The sequence below is a fragment of the Thalassotalea euphylliae genome, assembly GCF_003390395.1.
Lineage (GTDB): Bacteria > Pseudomonadota > Gammaproteobacteria > Enterobacterales > Alteromonadaceae > Thalassotalea_F > Thalassotalea_F euphylliae_C.
The window spans coordinates 1333301-1351347 of the sequence record NZ_QUOV01000001.1; the positions used below are offsets into that span (position 1 = coordinate 1333301).

At 44.5% G+C, this 18047-nt stretch carries 17 protein-coding genes; 3 read left to right on the forward strand and 14 right to left on the reverse strand.

Annotated features, from left to right (window positions below; translation table 11 throughout):
• Window positions 1–10: 10 nt before the first annotated feature.
• Window positions 11–544 carry an endonuclease SmrB gene (smrB, locus tag DXX92_RS05940; protein ID WP_116002311.1) on the reverse strand — a complete coding sequence of 178 codons (534 nt, stop codon included), beginning with the start codon at window positions 542–544 and terminating at the stop codon, window positions 11–13.
• Between the two features lie 89 nt (window positions 545–633).
• Between smrB and prmB the strand changes: the two genes are divergently transcribed.
• From prmB to DXX92_RS05955, 3 genes are all read left to right on the forward strand, one after another.
• Window positions 634–1635, forward strand: a complete 1002-nt coding sequence (gene prmB, locus DXX92_RS05945; RefSeq protein ID WP_115999617.1) for a 50S ribosomal protein L3 N(5)-glutamine methyltransferase — start codon at window positions 634–636, stop codon at window positions 1633–1635.
• On the forward strand, window positions 1635–2723 hold the full coding sequence (aroC, locus tag DXX92_RS05950; RefSeq protein WP_115999618.1) for a chorismate synthase: 1089 nt from the start codon (window positions 1635–1637) through the stop codon (window positions 2721–2723). The genes prmB and aroC overlap by 1 nt, the downstream gene beginning before the upstream one ends.
• A gap of 223 nt (window positions 2724–2946) precedes the next feature.
• Window positions 2947–4098: an MFS transporter gene (locus tag DXX92_RS05955; RefSeq protein ID WP_115999619.1), complete on the forward strand. Its 1152-nt coding sequence runs from the start codon at window positions 2947–2949 to the stop codon at window positions 4096–4098.
• Between the two features lie 108 nt (window positions 4099–4206).
• Here DXX92_RS05955 and lipA read toward each other — a convergent pair whose 3' ends face one another.
• From lipA to leuS, 13 genes are all read right to left on the reverse strand, one after another.
• Window positions 4207–5175 (reverse strand): lipoyl synthase, encoded by a 969-nt coding sequence (lipA, locus tag DXX92_RS05960; protein ID WP_115999620.1) that lies wholly within the window; start codon window positions 5173–5175, stop codon window positions 4207–4209.
• On the reverse strand, window positions 5165–5824 hold the full coding sequence (lipB, locus tag DXX92_RS05965) for a lipoyl(octanoyl) transferase LipB (RefSeq protein WP_115999621.1): 660 nt from the start codon (window positions 5822–5824) through the stop codon (window positions 5165–5167). The genes lipA and lipB overlap by 11 nt, the downstream gene beginning before the upstream one ends.
• A gap of 68 nt (window positions 5825–5892) precedes the next feature.
• On the reverse strand, window positions 5893–6156 hold the full coding sequence (ybeD, locus tag DXX92_RS05970) for a DUF493 family protein YbeD (RefSeq protein WP_115999622.1): 264 nt from the start codon (window positions 6154–6156) through the stop codon (window positions 5893–5895).
• 273 nt (window positions 6157–6429) lie between these two features.
• Window positions 6430–7626: a D-alanyl-D-alanine carboxypeptidase family protein gene (locus tag DXX92_RS05975; protein ID WP_115999623.1), complete on the reverse strand. Its 1197-nt coding sequence runs from the start codon at window positions 7624–7626 to the stop codon at window positions 6430–6432.
• Window positions 7627–7818: 192 nt separating this feature from the next.
• A complete protein-coding gene (locus DXX92_RS05980; RefSeq protein ID WP_115999624.1) occupies window positions 7819–8727 on the reverse strand; it encodes a septal ring lytic transglycosylase RlpA family protein in 909 nt (302 codons plus the stop codon).
• A 73-nt stretch (window positions 8728–8800) separates the two neighbouring features.
• A complete protein-coding gene (gene rodA / locus DXX92_RS05985) occupies window positions 8801–9919 on the reverse strand; it encodes a rod shape-determining protein RodA (RefSeq protein WP_115999625.1) in 1119 nt (372 codons plus the stop codon).
• On the reverse strand, window positions 9919–11892 hold the full coding sequence (gene mrdA, locus DXX92_RS05990; RefSeq protein WP_115999626.1) for a penicillin-binding protein 2: 1974 nt from the start codon (window positions 11890–11892) through the stop codon (window positions 9919–9921). The genes rodA and mrdA overlap by 1 nt, the downstream gene beginning before the upstream one ends.
• Window positions 11893–11940: 48 nt before the next feature.
• Window positions 11941–12411 carry a 23S rRNA (pseudouridine(1915)-N(3))-methyltransferase RlmH gene (gene rlmH, locus DXX92_RS05995; protein WP_115999627.1) on the reverse strand — a complete coding sequence of 157 codons (471 nt, stop codon included), beginning with the start codon at window positions 12409–12411 and terminating at the stop codon, window positions 11941–11943.
• 23 nt (window positions 12412–12434) lie between these two features.
• Entirely contained in the window at window positions 12435–12755 is a 321-nt protein-coding gene (rsfS, locus tag DXX92_RS06000; protein WP_115999628.1) for a ribosome silencing factor, read from the reverse strand.
• Window positions 12756–12965: 210 nt separating this feature from the next.
• Window positions 12966–13688 (reverse strand): nicotinate-nucleotide adenylyltransferase, encoded by a 723-nt coding sequence (gene nadD / locus DXX92_RS06005; protein ID WP_115999629.1) that lies wholly within the window; start codon window positions 13686–13688, stop codon window positions 12966–12968.
• Window positions 13681–14721, reverse strand: coding sequence for a DNA polymerase III subunit delta (holA, locus tag DXX92_RS06010; RefSeq protein ID WP_115999630.1), 1041 nt, complete (start codon window positions 14719–14721; stop codon window positions 13681–13683). Before holA ends, nadD begins: the two co-directional genes overlap by 8 nt.
• Before the next feature lie 32 nt (window positions 14722–14753).
• Window positions 14754–15254, reverse strand: a complete 501-nt coding sequence (gene lptE / locus DXX92_RS06015) for an LPS assembly lipoprotein LptE (RefSeq protein WP_115999631.1) — start codon at window positions 15252–15254, stop codon at window positions 14754–14756.
• 171 nt (window positions 15255–15425) lie between these two features.
• Entirely contained in the window at window positions 15426–18026 is a 2601-nt protein-coding gene (leuS, locus tag DXX92_RS06020) for a leucine--tRNA ligase (protein ID WP_115999632.1), read from the reverse strand.
• Between the last annotated feature and the right edge of the window lie 21 nt (window positions 18027–18047).

The window sequence follows — 18047 nt, forward strand, 5'->3', positions numbered from 1 at the left end:
CTTGCTTTTATCAATACTTATCTTTGATATCAACAAGCGCGAGCAAAGCACCGTCACCACCATACTCCAAAGGCGCTTGATGAAATGCTAGTACATCAGGGTGCTGCACTAACCAGTGAGGCACTTTGTTCTTGAGAATTCGGTTGCCAATACCGTGAACAATGCACACACAGCGCGCATGTTCTTTGTGACAAGCGAGCAACAAGGAGGCAATCTCGCGTTTAGCATGCTCTTGCGTTAACCCGTGCAAATCTAAAATTAGCTCGGGATGATAAATTCCGCGGCGCAGGTTTTTGGCTTCATAGCTGTCGGTACCTTCCTTAACGTATTGCATTGGGCCTGTGCGATTTAAATCGGGCTCAAATTCATCAGAAAAATGAAACTCAGCCACTTGCCTTGTCGTCATTTGATTTGCTTTTACAACCGCAGAAGTCGGGCGCTTTTTTTGATGCACGACTTTGTCTTGTTTAAGCCGTTTAACTTTACCAATTTCATCTTTGAATAATTGCTTTTCTTCAGCGGTTAATAAATCTTTAAATTTCATGGCAAAGTTGAACACGTAAACAGAGTTTAATGATATAGTAGTTGGCCTTTTTTGTCCTCCATTAGTACGCCAGAACGCGCAAGATAGCCATGTCAGAAAAAACAGTGTCAACCACCTCAGAGCCACAGCAAGAGTCGCTCAATCCAGACATCGCTAGCCAACAGCTAGCAAATCCAATATTTGAACAGTTAACGACGATTGAAGATTGGATTAGGTGGGCGGCAAGCGAGTTTAATCGCGCTGATTTATTTTTTGGGCACGGCACTGACAATGCTTGGGATGAAGCGACTAAATTAGTGATGTACACACTGGCGCTGCCCAACGAGTTATTTGAACGTTGCAAAGCAGCCAAACTGTTAGCTGATGAAAAGCAGGCATTATTTGAACTTATTGCGCGCCGAATTGAAGAGCAAATTCCCGCCGCCTATTTGACCAATCAAGCAAGTTTTGCTGGTTTGTCATTTTATGTGGATGAGCGCGTGCTTGTGCCACGTTCGCCAATAGCTGAGTTGATAGATAATCAGTTTGCTCCTTATTTGTCACATCAGCCAGCGCGTATATTAGATCTTTGCACGGGCAGCGGCTGTATCGCTATTGCGTGTGCTTATGCTTTCCCTGATGCTGAAGTGGACGCTCTTGACTTATCGACAGATGCGCTGGATGTTGCGCAAATTAATATTGAAGGTCACGGTTTAATGGCACAAGTTATTCCGATTCAGTCTGATCTTTTTGCTTCTGTCACACAGGAAAAATATGATTTAATTGTGACGAATCCACCGTATGTCGATCAGGAAGATGTTGACAGCTTACCTGCTGAATTCACTCACGAACCAGAAATGGGGCTTGGCTCTGGTCACGACGGCTTAGATATTACTCGTGAAATATTAGCCAAGGCAGCAAGTCAACTCAGTGATAATGGCATTCTGGTTTGTGAGGTAGGTAACTCACAAATTCATGTTGAAGCAACTTATCCTGAAGTCCCTTTTCATTGGGTTGAGTTTACACGCGGTGGACACGGCGTTTTTGTGCTGACAAAGGCACAATTAGAGGAACATCAAGAAATTTTTAATCAACGGGTCGTTGCAAGATAATGTCAGGTAATACATACGGAAAATTATTCACGGTCACCACGTTTGGTGAAAGTCATGGTCTAGGTTTAGGTGCTATTGTTGATGGTTGCCCACCGGGTTTAGAAATCTCGGAAGCAGATCTGCAATTTGACCTTGATCGCCGTAAGCCTGGTACATCTCGTTATACCACAGCTCGACGTGAAGCCGATCAAGTGAAAATTATGTCGGGTGTGTTTGAAGGTAAAACAACAGGTACACCTATTGGCTTGTTAATTGAAAATACAGATCAACGCTCGAAAGATTACGGCAATATCGCACAAAGCTTCCGTCCTGGCCACGCTGATTACACGTATACGCAAAAATATGGTTTTCGCGATTACCGTGGTGGTGGTCGTTCGTCAGCGCGTGAAACAGCAATGCGTGTAGCGGCTGGTGCGATTGCGAAAAAGTATTTAAAACAACAATTAGGTATTGAGATTAAGGCCTGTGTTACACAAATTGCTGATGTTAAAGCAGAGCAGTTTAACTGGGATATTGTTGAAGAAAACCCTTTCTTTTTCCCTGATGACACTAAGCTTGACGCGTTAGATGAAACTTTGCGCGGCATTATTAAGCAAAAAGACTCGATTGGCGCAAAAATCATGGTGGTTGCCACAGGCGTTCCTGTTGGCTTAGGTGAGCCGATTTTTGATCGTTTAGATGCTGACATTGCCCACAGTTTAATGAGCATTAACGCGGTTAAAGGCGTTGAAATTGGCGATGGTTTTGAAGTGGTTAACCAGAAAGGCTCAGAGCATCGCGATGAACTGACGCCTGAAGGTTTTGCTTCTAATCACGCTGGTGGCGTATTAGGGGGCTTGTCTTCAGGTCAGCCAATTGTCGCTAATATTGCGCTTAAGCCAACCTCAAGTATTGGTGTTAGCGGTCAAACCATTGATGTTGACGGACAGCCTATGGATATCGCAACCAAAGGGCGCCACGATCCATGTGTTGGTATTCGCGCTGTACCTATTGCTGAGGCTATGCTGGCGTTAACCCTAATGGATCACTATTTACGCCATCGTGGCCAAAACGCCGATGTGGCCTGCGCTACACCAGTAATTGAATAGGCTGTCGGCAAACACAAGCAAGCTTATGAAAGTTAACTTATCTTAAGCTGCTAAGCGATAAAATTGACATAGCTCGCCGCGGCGAGCTTTTTTATATGCGATAATTAAACCCTTTCAAATAAGGACTGGCGAACATTATACAATGTCGCTACTAAGAGGTTGGGGAGGCTGGACCTATCCAAACCTTCTTTTTGTTACCAATATGGAAGTAATTTTCTAACACATGTTATCTAACTTTGTTCGCCTTTCTAACGGCTACTTTTGGTACTTCGCCGTACTTGGTTTAGCCATGCCATTTTTAGCGGTTTTTCTAGAAGGGCGAGGATTTAACTCCCGCCAAATTGGTGAGCTACTTGCGATTTTTACCGCTACTAAAATTGTAGGGCCGTCTTTTTGGGCATTCTTTGCTGATAAAACGGGTAAGCAGCTTGTCGTTATTCAAGTGGCCAGTACGCTGGCAATGATTTCATTTTTTGGCTTGTTCTTTGTTGATGGTTATTGGCCGATTGCTATTGTATTAGCGCTATTCAGTTTATTTTGGACAGGCATGTTGCCTCAGCTAGAAGTGCTAACGCTGCACTCGATGCGCAAAAGCGCAAAGTTTTATGCGCGTATTCGGCTTTGGGGTAGTTTAGGTTTTATTGCGCTTGCTGTGCTTAGTGGCGAAGTTATTGCCAGCCAAGGCAGTGAAACCTTTGTCTTGCTCGGTCTAGTGGTGCTCATTGGTTTATGGTTATCAACCTTGTTGATGCGCGATAAAAGAGGGCGAGCACCAAGCGAAATAGATACGAGCTCAATGCTAACCCTCCTTATGTCACGCAACTTTGTTTTATTCTTTGTCGCTGGTTTATTGTTGCAAGTAAGCTTTGGCCCTTATTACTCATTTTTTGCTCTGTATATTCGTGACTTAGGCCATCCTAGCTACGCAGTTGGCCTGCTAATCGGAGTCTCTGTGGTGATTGAAGTCGCGACATTTATACTTGCTGGGCGTATATTTAAGCGGTTTAGTGTTTATCACTTATTAATCTTTAGCTTTTTAAGTACCGCACTGCGCTGGCTGTTAATGGGGCTTTGGGGCGAGCATATGGCATTACTAGTGTTTACGCAGCTTATTCATGCGGCAAGCTATGCGCTATACCACAGTGCGTCGATGCAGTTTATTCAACATCACTTTCGTGAAAATCAACAAAATAGGGCGCAAGCGCTCTACATTAGTGGTGTTTATGGGGTGGGGGGCGCGATCGGTGCGTACGCAGCTGGCCTATTGTGGCTAGATGGTGATGGGTTAACGCAAACACATATTGCGGCCGCGATAACTGCGCTTCTAGCTGGTTTTATTTCACTGGGGCTTAACAAACGTCAACTGGATCGTTAACGAAGGGATGAGAGGGCTAAAGAATTAGCGACAGTACCAAGTTAAACTGCCGCTAATTTTTAGGAAGTTATGATTAGCCTTAAAGCACGTAACGCTGGCGACACATTACTAGCTGACTTCTTCACCTGCGGCTTGCTTGTCAGCGTGGTAACTTGAACGTACTAGTGGCCCACAGGCGGCATGTTTAAAGCCCATTTTCATGGCTTCGTCGTGGAACATTTTAAATTCATCAGGGTGAACATAACGTTCCACAGGTAAGTGCTCTTTACTTGGTTGCAAGTATTGACCAATCGTTAGCATGGTCACGCCGTGAGCACGCAAGTCGCGCATAACCTCAAGGATTTCTTCGTTAGTTTCACCTAAGCCCACCATTAAGCCTGACTTAGTTGGTATATCGGGGTTAGCTTCACCGAATTTCTTTAGTAAGTCTAATGACCACTGGTAGTTCGCCCCGGGGCGCGCTTTAGTGTATAGTCGCGGCGCAGTTTCCATGTTGTGGTTAAACACATGTGGTGGATGCTGGTTTAAAATTTCCAGCGCTCGGTCCATACGGCCACGAAAATCAGGCACTAAGATTTCTACTTTTGTGTGTGGTGCAAGTTCGGCTATTTCTTTCACACATTCAGCAAATTGGCTCGCACCACCGTCACGCAGATCGTCGCGATCAACTGAAGTGATCACCACGTATTTTAGTGACATGTCTTTAAGCGTAAGTGCCAATTTTTTCGGCTCTTGGGCATCAGGTTTTAGCGGACGCCCATGAGCTACATCACAGAACGGACAGCGACGGGTACAAATGTCACCCAAGATCATAAAGGTGGCGGTACCGTGATTGAAACATTCTGACAGGTTAGGGCATGAAGCTTCTTCACATACGGAGTGCAAACCGTGCTTGCGTAAGCCAGCTTTGACTTGATCGATTTTTTCAGTCGTACGCGGCAGTTTGATGCGCAACCACTCTGGTTTGCGCAGCATGGTTTCGCGTTCTGAAGGCACCACTTTAATTGGGATATGGGCCATTTTCTCAGCGTCACGTAACTTAACGCCGGGCTCCATACGTGAAGATTTAATTGTCATATTGTTGTTCCAAACCTGTTTGATATTGAAGCTCGTCGGCTTCAAGTAGTGCGCTTAAATGTTTGACCAGCCCTTGACCTGCTTGCTCAACAGTTTTGGGGCCATTTAAATCAGCACTCTGTATAATTTCTAAATCGTTATAACCGCAAGGATTGATGCGCAAAAATGGTGATAAATCCATATTAACATTGAGCGCTAACCCATGGAATGAACAGCCTTTGCGAATCCGTAAGCCAAGCGAAGCGACTTTTTTGCCATCGACATAGACACCTGGGGCATCTGGCCTTGGGTAAGCGTCAATATCATATTCTGCAAGGGTATTAACTATCGCATTTTCAATTAGGGTAACCAGTTCTCGAACACCCATTTTCCGGCGTCTAAGATCGATCATAACGTAGATAACTTGCTGGCCGGGACCGTGGTAAGTCACTTGTCCGCCACGGTCAACTTGTACAACTGGGATTTCCCCTGGCGCAAGTAAATGCTCTTCTTTACCGGCTTGCCCTTGAGTAAACACGGGCGGATGCTCTACTAACCACAGTTCGTCTAAGCTTGACTTGTCACGCTCATCGGTGAACTTTTGCATGGCTTGCCATACTTGCGTGTACTCTGCTTGTGCTAACTGTCGAATAACTAGCGTATTAGTCAATTTACTGCCTACTTGATTTTACAATGTCGCGATAGAATGCTTGGCTATTTCTTTGGTGGCTTGGTTCGCTAGAGGATGTAGCGAACTTGCTCAATTGTATTAAGTGATTGATATACTTGCTCAATATGCTCTTTGCTTGTCACGCGAACGGCAACAGACACAGACACATAATTACCTTTAGAGCTTGGCTTTAATTTCGGTGAATAATCGCCAGGCGTGTGCTTTTGTAACTCAGCAACAATCAAGTCAGGTAATTCGTCGCAAGCGACACCCATCACTTTGAAGTTTAGTACGGTTGGAAATTCTAATAGTTCATCAAATTTAGTTTGCATATTTGCTCTCTATTGCTGCTTGCAGGGCGTTAATACGACGCTTTACAACGCAGTCTGGTGCGAACGCTCACATAAATGCGGTCGCTTGGTACTCTTAGTTCATATTTTATCACTAATCTACAGGCAAGGGCTATGCTTGTGATTTGCTGGCTTGTTAATGGTGGCGAACAATCAAAATTCAAGCGTTAAATGTAACTTTATGAGACAAAAAAACCCTAGCGTTTGCCAGGGCTTTTCAAGGGGGGATTTACGCTGTTACTTCACATTTAGTAACTAGTTAACAAACTGTAGTTTTACATAGTCCACTAAACGACTGAACATGCTGCCTTCGTTCACTTCTTGTAAGGTAACCAGAGGGTATTCAGCGATATCTTCACCGTTAAGGGTTAAATAAAGTTTGCCCACTTGCTCACCTTTGGCTAATGGGGCAACAAGTTCTTTGGTAAGCTCAACGTTCGTTTCAATTTTCTTACGTTGCCCACGCGGAATAGTAATCGGCGTACTTTCTAAAATACCTAGGTTAACGTCTTTAATATCACCCATCCAAACACGGTTCGTGGCAAACGTTTCGCCAGCTTCATATGGCGTGATGGTTTCAAAGAAGCGGAAACCATAGTTAAGGAGTTTCTTGTTTTCAATTTTACGAGCGCGTTGGCTTTCGGTCCCCATCACCACAGAAACTAAACGCATTCCGTCTTTCACCGCCGAAGTCACTAAGCTGTAGCCAGCTTTTGAATGGTAACCCGTTTTAATTCCGTCAACGTCTAAACTCTTGTCCCATAATAGACTGTTACGGTTGTACTGTTTGATGTCGTTGTAAGTGTACGAGCGTTGCTTGTACATCTCATATTCATTTGGTGTATCGCGAATTAATGCAATTGCGAGGGTTGCCATATCTCGTGGTGTAGTGAAGTGCTCTTCACTATGCAGACCATGGCTGTTTTCAAAGTAACTGCTCGACATGCCTAATTGCTGTGCGTGGGCATTCATCAGATCGGCGAAGGCATCTTCCGACCCTGCAATATGCTCAGCCATTGCAACACAGGCATCGTTACCTGAAGCGACAATAATTCCTTGGTTAAGCTCGGCAACACTCACCTCAGTACCGACTTCAATAAACATTTTTGAAGAATCTGGGAAGTTTTTTGCCCATGCATTTTCACTGATAGTTACCATATCAGTGCTTGCAATGTTACCTGCTTGAAGTTCGCGACCGATAATATAGCTGGTCATCATTTTAGTTAAACTAGCCGGTTCTAATTGCGTGTCGGCATTGCCTTCTGCGATCACTTTACCTGTGGTGTAATCAATTAAGATGAAGCCTTTGGCATTAATTTCTGGGGCATCCGGTGTGATGCGAATCGATTGTGCCGAAGCAGAAAATATAGATGAGGAAAGTGTAATGGCGCTTAGCAAAACTAAGCATCGCTTAGTGGATTTAGCTACGCGCTGAGCGAATGGGCGTGACATAATGCTCCTTGAAAATTGTATTTTTAACCAGCTGCACAACTGATCATTGCTTTAGCGAGTCATTTACTTTGCCACTCGCTTTATTGGGGAGGGCAGTGCTAAAGGTTGATGTGATAAGTTGTGTCAAAAAATTGCCAACAGTATATCACTACTATTAGGATTTGCTACGCGCAAACCCAATGGATAACAGGCTTAATGTAAGATTTTGCGACGGTAGGCGCTTTCGTAACCGGCTTGTCGCAAACTGGTGACTAATTCATCAGTATTTTCGTGCTCAGCAAATGGACCTAGCTTAACTCGGTATATACCATTTTGCTGTGAATAAACGGCGTTGTGTTGATATAAGCTGGTCAGTGCTAAAACTGTACGCTTAGCCACGTCTTCACTGCGTGTTGCGAATACTTGAACATAATCACCTTCTGGTACCGCCGAGTCATCGTTGGTCGTTGTTAACAATTCTTGCTTGGCTTTCTGCTTAACTTCTTGCTCAGCGTCAGTGGCTGCTAACTGACTTGTACCATCAGGTGAAGTTTTTGCACTGGCAACCGAACTTGGTTTTGCTATCGGCGCATTATCGTCAGTAATCGCTTCAATTGTAACGTTTGCAGTGCCAGTAGACAGCATGCCTAACTTGTATGCCGCGCTGTAGGACAAGTCGATAATACGATCTTGATGGAACGGACCGCGATCATTAACGCGGACTATGACTGATTTTTGGTTTGCTTGGTTGGTGACTTTTACATAGGTTGGCAATGGTAAGTTTTTATGCGCGGCGCTCATGGCATACATGTCATAAATCTCACCATTAGATGTTAGATGACCGTGAAATTTTTTACCATACCAAGAAGCTATACCTGACTGGCTAAACCCTTCTGCGCTATCGAGTACTTGATAGTGCTTACCGCGCACTTGATAGTTTCGATTACCACCTCGGCTTTTCGGCTCAACACGCGGAATGGGATCTTTAAGCTCCGCAGCGGTTGGTAAACGGGTTGGAATGCTGTCATGTGCTTGTTGGTAGCGGCCCTTACTGGTACTGCAACCAGCCATGATGGCAATAGCAGTGATAAGCAAGCTGGCTAGGCATAATTTTTTAGTCATTGTTATTTATGTATAGCTTTTATGTTTAGTTTTTAAGCGTTACGTAAAATTGAGATTTAAAGCTTATTGGCAATCACTGTGCATTAAACCGACGGTGTGTTCCTATTGCCATTAGAATGCCAAAGCCGGCCATTAATGTCACCATTGACGTACCACCATAGCTAACGAGCGGCAGCGGTACGCCAACCACTGGTAGCAAACCCGAGACCATACCAATATTGACAAATACGTATACGAAAAAGGTCAACGTAATACTGCCTGCAAGCAGCTTGGTAAAGGCTTCTTGAGCATTTACTGCGATCCAAAGACCGCGCATCACGATAGCTAAATAAACCAGTAGCAGCGCTGTTACGCCAACTAGTCCAAACTCCTCACTAAATACTGAGAAGATAAAGTCGGTATGGCGCTCAGGTAAAAACTCTAATTGTGATTGCGTGCCTTGTAGCCAGCCTTTGCCGTATAGCCCGCCTGAACCAATGGCAATTTTCGATTGAATAATGTGGTAGCCGCTACCCAGTGGATCTTTCTCTGGATCGAGAAAAGTTAATACCCGCTGCTTTTGGTAGTCTTTCATCAAAAACATCCAAAGGATTGGCGTAAATGCTGAGGCAAGGCCAACGCAGGTGCCAATTAACTTCCAACTGGCGCCCGCAAGAAAAATCACGAAAATGCCTGAGCTAGCAATTAATAATGAGGTACCTAAATCGGGTTGCTTAGCAATTAGTAATGTTGGGATCAGCACAAGAATAAAGGCAATCACGATATTACCTAGCTTGGCTGGCAGATCGTGCTGGCTGATAAACCAAGCGATGGTGATCGGCACAATAAGTTTCATCACTTCTGAAGGTTGAAACTGCATAAAGCCGAGATTTAACCAGCGTTGAGCGCCTTTACCTACCGTACCAACTAGCAGTACCGCAACCAGTAAACCTAAACCAATAACAAAAGTGGGAACGGCCCATTTAAAATAAACCTGCGGTGGAATCTGCGCGACGATAAACATCACGAGCAGGGCAACGCCAAGGCGAACACCTTGTCGAACAACTAAATCAAAGTCTTGCCCACCTGCGCTATAGACCACAAAAAGTCCCAAGGTCATCAAGCTAAGTAAGCCAAGCAACAAGGGTAAATCTAAATGAAGTTTCTGCCAAATATCGAGTTTTTTGGCTTGATCTTGCCCCGTTGATCGCATTAATCGGCCTCGTCAGTGGAAACGGTAAAGTGCTCGTCGTGAAGTGGATGTTCCTCACTGGTGTATTCGCTAGTGATCACGCGATTACCAAAATATTGATCCATTATTTGCCTTGCCACCGGCGCGGCATTGGTTGCACCACCGCCTTTGGCAACATTTTCGATAGCAACAGAGACCACAATCTCGGGCTTATCAAATGGGGCAAAGGCGATAAACATGGCATTATCACGCTTGTTCTCTTGAGTTTTTTCGGCGTCATATTTTGCATCTTGCGCAATGCGCGCAACTTGTGCGGAGCCTGTTTTACCGGCGGCGTCGTATTGGTGGTCTTTAAACGCGGTATGGCCAGTTGCCCCTTTTTTCTGCACGGTTGAATGCATCGCATCCAATACAAGTTGCCAATTGTCTTTGTTATTTAAGGCAATTGGTGGATACTCCTCAAGCTCATATGGCTGAGCACTGATGGTGACAACATTCTTGCCTTCACCTTGTGTGTATGTAGTTTGCGAACTGGCTTTTAATAAATGCGGCTTTTTGATTTCACCTTTGTTGACCAACACTGAGGTCGCCTGCGCCAGTTGCAGTGGCGTTACTGTCCAATAACTTTGTCCGATACCGACTGATAAAGTTTCGCCTGTATACCAGTTTTGATTGTAGCGAGCGCGCTTCCAGCCAACACTGGGCAAAATACCGCTGCTCTCTTCATGAATATCAATGCCGGTGCGTTCACCAAAGCCAAACTTGTCCATCATCTCGCTGATTTTGGTGATACCAAGCTTGTAGGCTAAATCATAAAAGTAAACGTTACACGATTGTTCAATCGCTTTAGTTAAATCAACCCAGCCATGCCCCCATTTTTTCCAGTCACGGTATTTGTGATCAACACCTTTTAGCTGATACCAACCAGGGTCCCAAATTCGAGTTTCAGGTGTTATCACTCCTTGCTCTAGGCCAAGTAAGGCTAAGAAGGGTTTTACGGTAGAAGCGGGCGGGTAACCTTGGACACTGCGATTGATCAGTGGCAAGTCTTTCGAGTCCAATAATTTGCGATAATTCTTCGAACTAATGCCGTGCACGAATAAGTTACCGTCGTAACTTGGGTTCGAATACATCGCCAACACTCCGCCATCACGGGGGTCAATCGCGACTACTGAGCCACGTTTGCCAGCGAGTGCCCGCTTGGCGATCATTTGTAGCTCAATATCTAGGGTAAGGGTAAGGTCTTTGCCGGGAGTAGGAGGCGTGAAATCAAGCGTGCGTATCACGCGTCCTTGGTTATTCACTTCAACTTCTTGGTGACCAATACGACCGTGTAGAATCTCTTCGTAATACTTTTCTAAACCTAGTTTACCTATCTCACGCGTTGCTGCGTAATTCTCTGATTTCCCCTCTGCTTCTAGGCGCTGCGCGTCTTTGCGGTTAATTTTGGCAACATAACCTAAGTTATGGGTGGTTAAATCGCCAAATGGATAATAACGCTTAAGTCGGGCATCAATAAATGCGCCTGGGTATTTATGCTGATTAACGGAAAAGCGCGCTACTTGCTGATCGCTCAAACGCGACTGCAATTCAATCGGTTTAAAACGACGTTTACCTCGCAGTGCTTTGAAGAACTTTTGTTGCTTTTCTTCGCTGATATCGAGTAATTCACTAATATCGGCAATCGTACCTTCGAGGTCTTCAACCTGCTCAGGAATAATTTCTAAGCTGTAAACGGGCTTATTTTCAGCCAGCAGTACGCCATTGCGATCATAGATTTGCCCGCGATTAGGGGCAACAGGTAAAAGCTTAATGCGGTTGCTGTTTGATCGTGTTTGATACTTTTCGAACGAATTAACTTGCGAGTTATAAACGTTGGTAAACAGAACAATCAACATCGCGACCACACCAATGAGTGCAATAAAAGCACGGCGGGCAAATAAGTTTGCCTCGGCGCTGTGGTTACGTATGGATACGCGTTTACGTCTTACCATGATAGCTGCTTAGTTTTGATGGCTATTACCTGCGCTTATTCTCTGTGCTTATTCTCGATGATAAGGGTGGTTAGTGTTAACACTCCAAGCGCGATACAAACTTTCGGCAATAATAATGCGCACCATAGGGTGTGGCAATGTCAAAGGCGAAAGCGACCACTTTTGCTCTGAAGCTTTAATACATGCGGGTGCTAGCCCCTCAGGCCCACCAACCAGTAATGCAACGTCACGACCATCGTGCTGCCAACGTTCTAGCTGGGTAGCGAGCATCGGGGTGTCCCAAGGTTTACCTGTGACTTCCAGGGTAACAATGCGATTGCCTTTTGGAATAGCCGCTAACATTTGCTCGCCTTCTTTGTCTAGAATACGGGCAATATCAGCATTTTTAGTACGTTTACCAGGAGGGATTTCAACCAGGTGAAAGCTTAAATCACGTGGGAAACGGCGGGCATATTCTTCAAAGCCTTGAGTCACCCAAGCAGGCATTTTATTGCCAACGGCATATAAAGTTAAACGCATTGAACGGATCGCCTAAATTGCTGTTAGTCTTGCCAAAGCTTTTCAATTTGGTATTTGTCACGTTGCTCGTCAGTCATGACATGAACGACCACTGAACCTAAGTCAACTAACGACCATTCACCAATATCGTTACCTTCGATACCGAGCGGTTCGATACCTTCAGCACGGCATTCCATGGCAACATTTTGCGCAATAGATTTAACGTGGCGATTAGAGTTACCTGAAGCGACTACCATGTAATCAGCAAAACTGGCCTTATCTTGAATATTTAGGGTGATAATGTCGCGGCCTTTTAGATCGTCGATTTTTTCATAAACGAAAGCGGAAAGAGCTTCACTTTGCAATGTTTTTTCCTTGATTGAAATTGAATTTAAACAATATTCGAAATTAGTAACCGCTAATAATATCACTATTTATCAGGAGCGTTAACTGCTCAAAGGTAACAGGCAGTAAATTATTAGGCTACGAAGTACTTATTCGTGAAGTATTCACAAAAACGCGTTGATGTTTAGGTTAGTGCGGATAGTGAGTTATCTGTATATTCAGGCAAATTATTAGCAATAAAGCTGACGCTGCTTGATGTACTCTGCGATTACCTTGGGGAGCTGGTTAAATGCTTGGCTAGGCACTTGGGAAGAAGTGGTGACCGATGATGAATCGTACGTGTTTACTTGACTAAGCTGATAGCGAATATCGGTTGAGGACAAGTCTACATTAGCTGACGGTGCTAAATAAATTTGTCCAACATCAGCTAAGTTTAATGAAGCCTTATCGGTCAGGCGTTTTTGTAGCTCTGTGTGCAATTGCTTTATGTCAAGCGTGTAATTGGGGCGTGTACAGACAATAAGATTAACTCGCGCGATTATTTCCTGCCATTGGTGCCACTGCGTAAAGCTCAGTAAAGAGTCCATACCAATAAGTAAACTTAAAGAAAGCGCAGGGGTTTCAAGCTTAATCTCTTTTAATGTGTCGACTGTATAACTTGGCTTGTCGCGATTGAGCTCTCGACCATCAACACGAAAAAGCGGTTCTTGCTGGGCGAGTGCTTGTAACATTGCCAATCTGTGTTGACTGCTTACCTTGGCTGCGGCTTTGTGCGGCGGAATATTCGCAGGCAATAGTGTGATTGTATTAACGTCTAAATCGCCAGCAACATGTTTACATAGGTTTAAGTGGCCCAAGTGAAAAGGGTCAAAGGTGCCGCCAAAAATTAGTTGGCTTTCGGTGTTTTTGGGCCGTTTGCTTTTAACACGCTCGTTTTCAGCAACGTTAGTCATAGTAGTTTAGGCTAAGTGGCTTTAGCTTTTCACCGTGATAAGCGCAAATACAGACATCTGCGAGCATCTGAAAAACATTAAATTCACTCGTAGTTTTACTGACCAAATCAACATCGGCTAGGCGGGTAATCGCAATTAAAATATTATCAAGCGACATATTGGCTAGTGCATGCTGATAAAGCGGTTTGCGCTTATCCCAAATGCGAAATGCTTTAAATATGGCTTGCTCGTTTTCGCCTGTTTGCAATTGGTAATGCATTTGTTTGAGCTGGTTAAGCTCTTTATTGATAAACCATTGTATTTTGGCTGCAGGCGTTCCTTCTTGTTGCTGCTGATCTAACATAGTGATACAGCGATCAACTTTACCTGCGAGTAAGGCATCAACTAAGGCAAAAGGATTAAATTTTGCTTGGCTAATAATCAGTGCTGACAAGGTATCAAATTCAATTGCCTGCTGGCCATATAAAATAGACAGCTTTTGTAATTCTTGATCGAGCGCTAAGACATTGCCCTCAAACATGGTCAGCAATAATTCAATGCCTTGTTTATCAATCACCAATTGATACTGACGTACTTGACGATTGAGCCACATGGCTAGCCCTTTGGTGTCAAGGTCGTAAAGTGGCAGATAGACACCCGAGCCGCTCAGTGCTTTAAACCATTTCTTTTTACTGGCGTTGCCATCGAGTTTATCACCATGGCAAAGCAGGGTGACATCTGGGCTAAGCTGACTACAAATTAACTCAATCGCTTTTGTGGCGCTATCGTTTAACTTGGTGGTGAGAAATTCAAGCTCAATCACACGGCGGGCGGCAAATAGGCTCATCGCATTGTATTCGTTGAGCACATCGTCCCAACTGAACTTGTCATCAATGCTAAAGCGGATTAGCTCATCAAAACCTTGCTGCAGGGCAGCGGCTTTGATTTGTGCCAAGCTATCGTTTTTTTGCCAAGGCTCGTCGCCAAATACTAGCCAAACTGGTGAAAGCGGCTCAGTTAAGGTTTGTGAGAGTTGATTGTGGTAGATGCGCAAGCTTAAAAACCTCGTTAATTGGCGTTGAAGGCTTAGCTATTAACTTGAATACTCGCCATTTCACGTAGGATACGATCTGCAGCAAGTTGGCGCATTTCTTTTAACAGTAGTGCAAGTTCGCGACTTTTTGCCAGAGTGCGATCTGGGTCGTCTTGATAATCACTGTACAGCTCAAAGCTAAAGCGCTGAGGTTCTTGGTTAGCCATTTGTAGCTGGTAATTAACGGTATAGATAATTTCGTATTCAGCCACTTGGCCATTAGGAAATAGTGACAGGGTGCGACGATTTAGCTCGTCTTTTAAAATTCTCAGCTCAGGTAGTTCGGCACGAGGTGTACTAACGATATTCACCTGATTTAAGGTTAAATGTTGTTTGACTAAACGAGTGAGCTCACCGTGTTTGTCAACTGAACTAACATAAAGGGTTTGCAGTTCTGGTGCGAGCAGAAAGTCACCGCGTAAGCGAAAGCCACAAGCCGATAGCAAAATGCTTAACACGACAATCAGGCTTATTTTACGTGACGATAACTTCATAATTTTTCCTTACTCTAAAGCGAAAAGAACCCGACAAGATTAAATATTTAGCGCCTAAATTAACGCCTCACTTATAGCGCCTAACAAGGACTTGATAGGCGCATTTTTATAGTGTTAGCTAGTGGCTATTTGATATTAAACAGTCATTAGTAACAGCTAGTTAGCCAACCTTTAGTTGGCTACAATGTTTAGCAGCTTACCCGGTACATAAATTACTTTACGTACCGTTTTGCCTTCAACAAATTTTGCTACGTTTTCTTCTTCTTTCGCTAATGCTTCCACAGACTCTTGGCTAGCATCAGCAGCAACAGTTACTTTAGCGCGAAGCTTACCGTTTACTTGTACGATGATAAGTTTTTCATCTTCAACAAGTGCTGCGTCATCTACCTGTGGCCAAAGTGCGTCTTCAACTTGGCTGCCGTCACCAATTTCTTGCCATAACTTGTGGCTTAAGTGAGGCACGATTGGCGCAAGCATTAAGGTAACTGCGCGCACCGCTTCTTGCATCACCACTAGATCTTCGTTTGACTCAAGCTTAGCTTTCGCTAAGTGGTTCATTAGCTCCATAACTGCCGCAATTGCGGTGTTAAAGGTGTTACGACGACCAATGTCATCACTTACCTTAGCAATTGTTTTGTGTAACTCACGACGAAGTGCTTTGTGTTGGCTAGCAAAGTTCACGTTTGCTGCATCAAGCTCTGTTGTATTTGCTGCTTCGGTGAAATCAGCAGCGAGCTTCCATACGCGCTTAAGGAAACGATGCGCACCTTCTACACCTGAGTCTGACCATTCTAAGGTTTGCTCTGGTGGCGAAGTGAACATAATAAATAAACGCACGGTATCTGCGCCGTATTGCTCGATAACCGCTTGTGGGTCGATACCGTTGTTTTTCGACTTCGACATTTTGCTCATGCCCGCCGAAATCACTGGTTCACCATCAATTTTGCTTTTCGCTGCGGTGATTTTGCCTTTTTCGTCGCGCTCAACTTCTACATCTGTTGGTGCAATCCACTCTTGGCCGCCGTTAGCACCTTCACGGTAATAGGTTTCTGCTAACACCATACCTTGACATAACAGGCTCTTGAATGGTTCGTCTGAATCAACTAAGCCAACATCACGAAGTAGTTTGTGGAAGAAACGCGCGTACAATAAGTGCAAAATAGCATGCTCAATACCACCAATGTATTGATCAACGGGTAACCAATAGTTTGCCTTTTCTGGGTCTAACATTTGATCGTTTGAATCAGTCGAACAGTAGCGTGCGTAGTACCAAGATGATTCCATAAAGGTATCAAAGGTATCGGTTTCACGGAATGCTTCTTCACCGTTGTAAGTGGTTTTCGCCCACTCTGGATCATCTTTGATTGGCGAGGTTACACCATTCATTACCACATCTTCTGGTAGTTCAACCGGTAGCTGATCTTCTGGCACTGGCACAGATTCACCATTGGCTAGGTTAATCATCGGAATTGGCGCACCCCAGTAGCGTTGGCGTGATACACCCCAATCGCGTAAGCGGTAGTTTACCGTGATCTTACCTTTACCTAATGATTCAAGCTTAGCGGCAACCGCTTTAAACGCTTCATCAAACGATAACCCATCAAACTCGCCAGAGTTAATCAATGCACCTTTTTCGGTGATTGCGGCTTTGCTGATATCGTCTTCTTCGCCACCAGCAATAACTTGTGCTATTTCAAGGCCGTACTTAGTGGCAAACTCAAAGTCACGTTGGTCGTGACCAGGTACTGACATTACCGCGCCTGAGCCGTAATCCATTAGTACGAAATTCGCCGCCCATACAGGTACTAATTCACCGGTTAATGGGTGAATAGCTTTAAGGCCAGTATCAACACCTTTTTTCTCAACCGTCGCCATGTCGGCTTCAGACAGCTTGCTTGCTTTCACTTCCGCAATAAATTCAGCAAGAGCAGGGTTGTTTTCAGCCGCTTTCACTGACAATGGATGCTGGGCAGCAAGCGCAACATAAGTAACACCCATGATGGTATCTGGGCGCGTGGTGTAAATGTCGAAGCTTTCGTCAGACGCTTGACCTTCACTGTCAGCAACAGCAAAAGTCATTTCAACACCTTCAGAGCGACCAATCCAGTTGCGCTGCATGGTTTTTACTTGCTCAGGCCAGCCTTCTAACTGATCTAAATCGTTCAACAACTCTTCTGCGTAGTCAGTGATTTTGATAAACCATTGAGGAATTTCTTTACGCTCAACAATCGCACCTGAGCGCCAGCCGCGACCATCAATTACTTGCTCGTTAGCCAGTACGGTTTGATCCACTGGATCCCAGTTTACTGTCGCGTTTTTCTTGTAAACTAAGCCTTTTTCGTAAAGCTTAGTGAAGAACCACTGCTCCCAGCGGTAGTAATCTTTTTGACAGGTAGCGAATTCGCGATCCCAGTCATAGCCAAAACCTAGCGATTGCAATTGACCGCGCATGTAGTCAATATTTTGGTAAGTCCACTTAGCGGGTGCAGAGTTGTTTTTGATCGCCGCGTTTTCTGCTGGTAAACCAAATGCATCCCAACCCATAGGCTGTAATACGTTTTTACCTTGCATGCGTTGGTAGCGAGAAATTACATCACCCAAGCTGTAGTTACGCACGTGACCCATATGCAAGCGACCGCTAGGGTATGGGAACATTGACAGGCAGTAGAACTTTTCTTTGCCTGGCTTTTCTTGTGCTTTAAAGGTTTTGTTGTCAGTCCAGAACTGCTGAACTTCTGCTTCAATCGATTGGGGATTGTATGTGGATTCCATCAATTAATTTCTCAAATACTC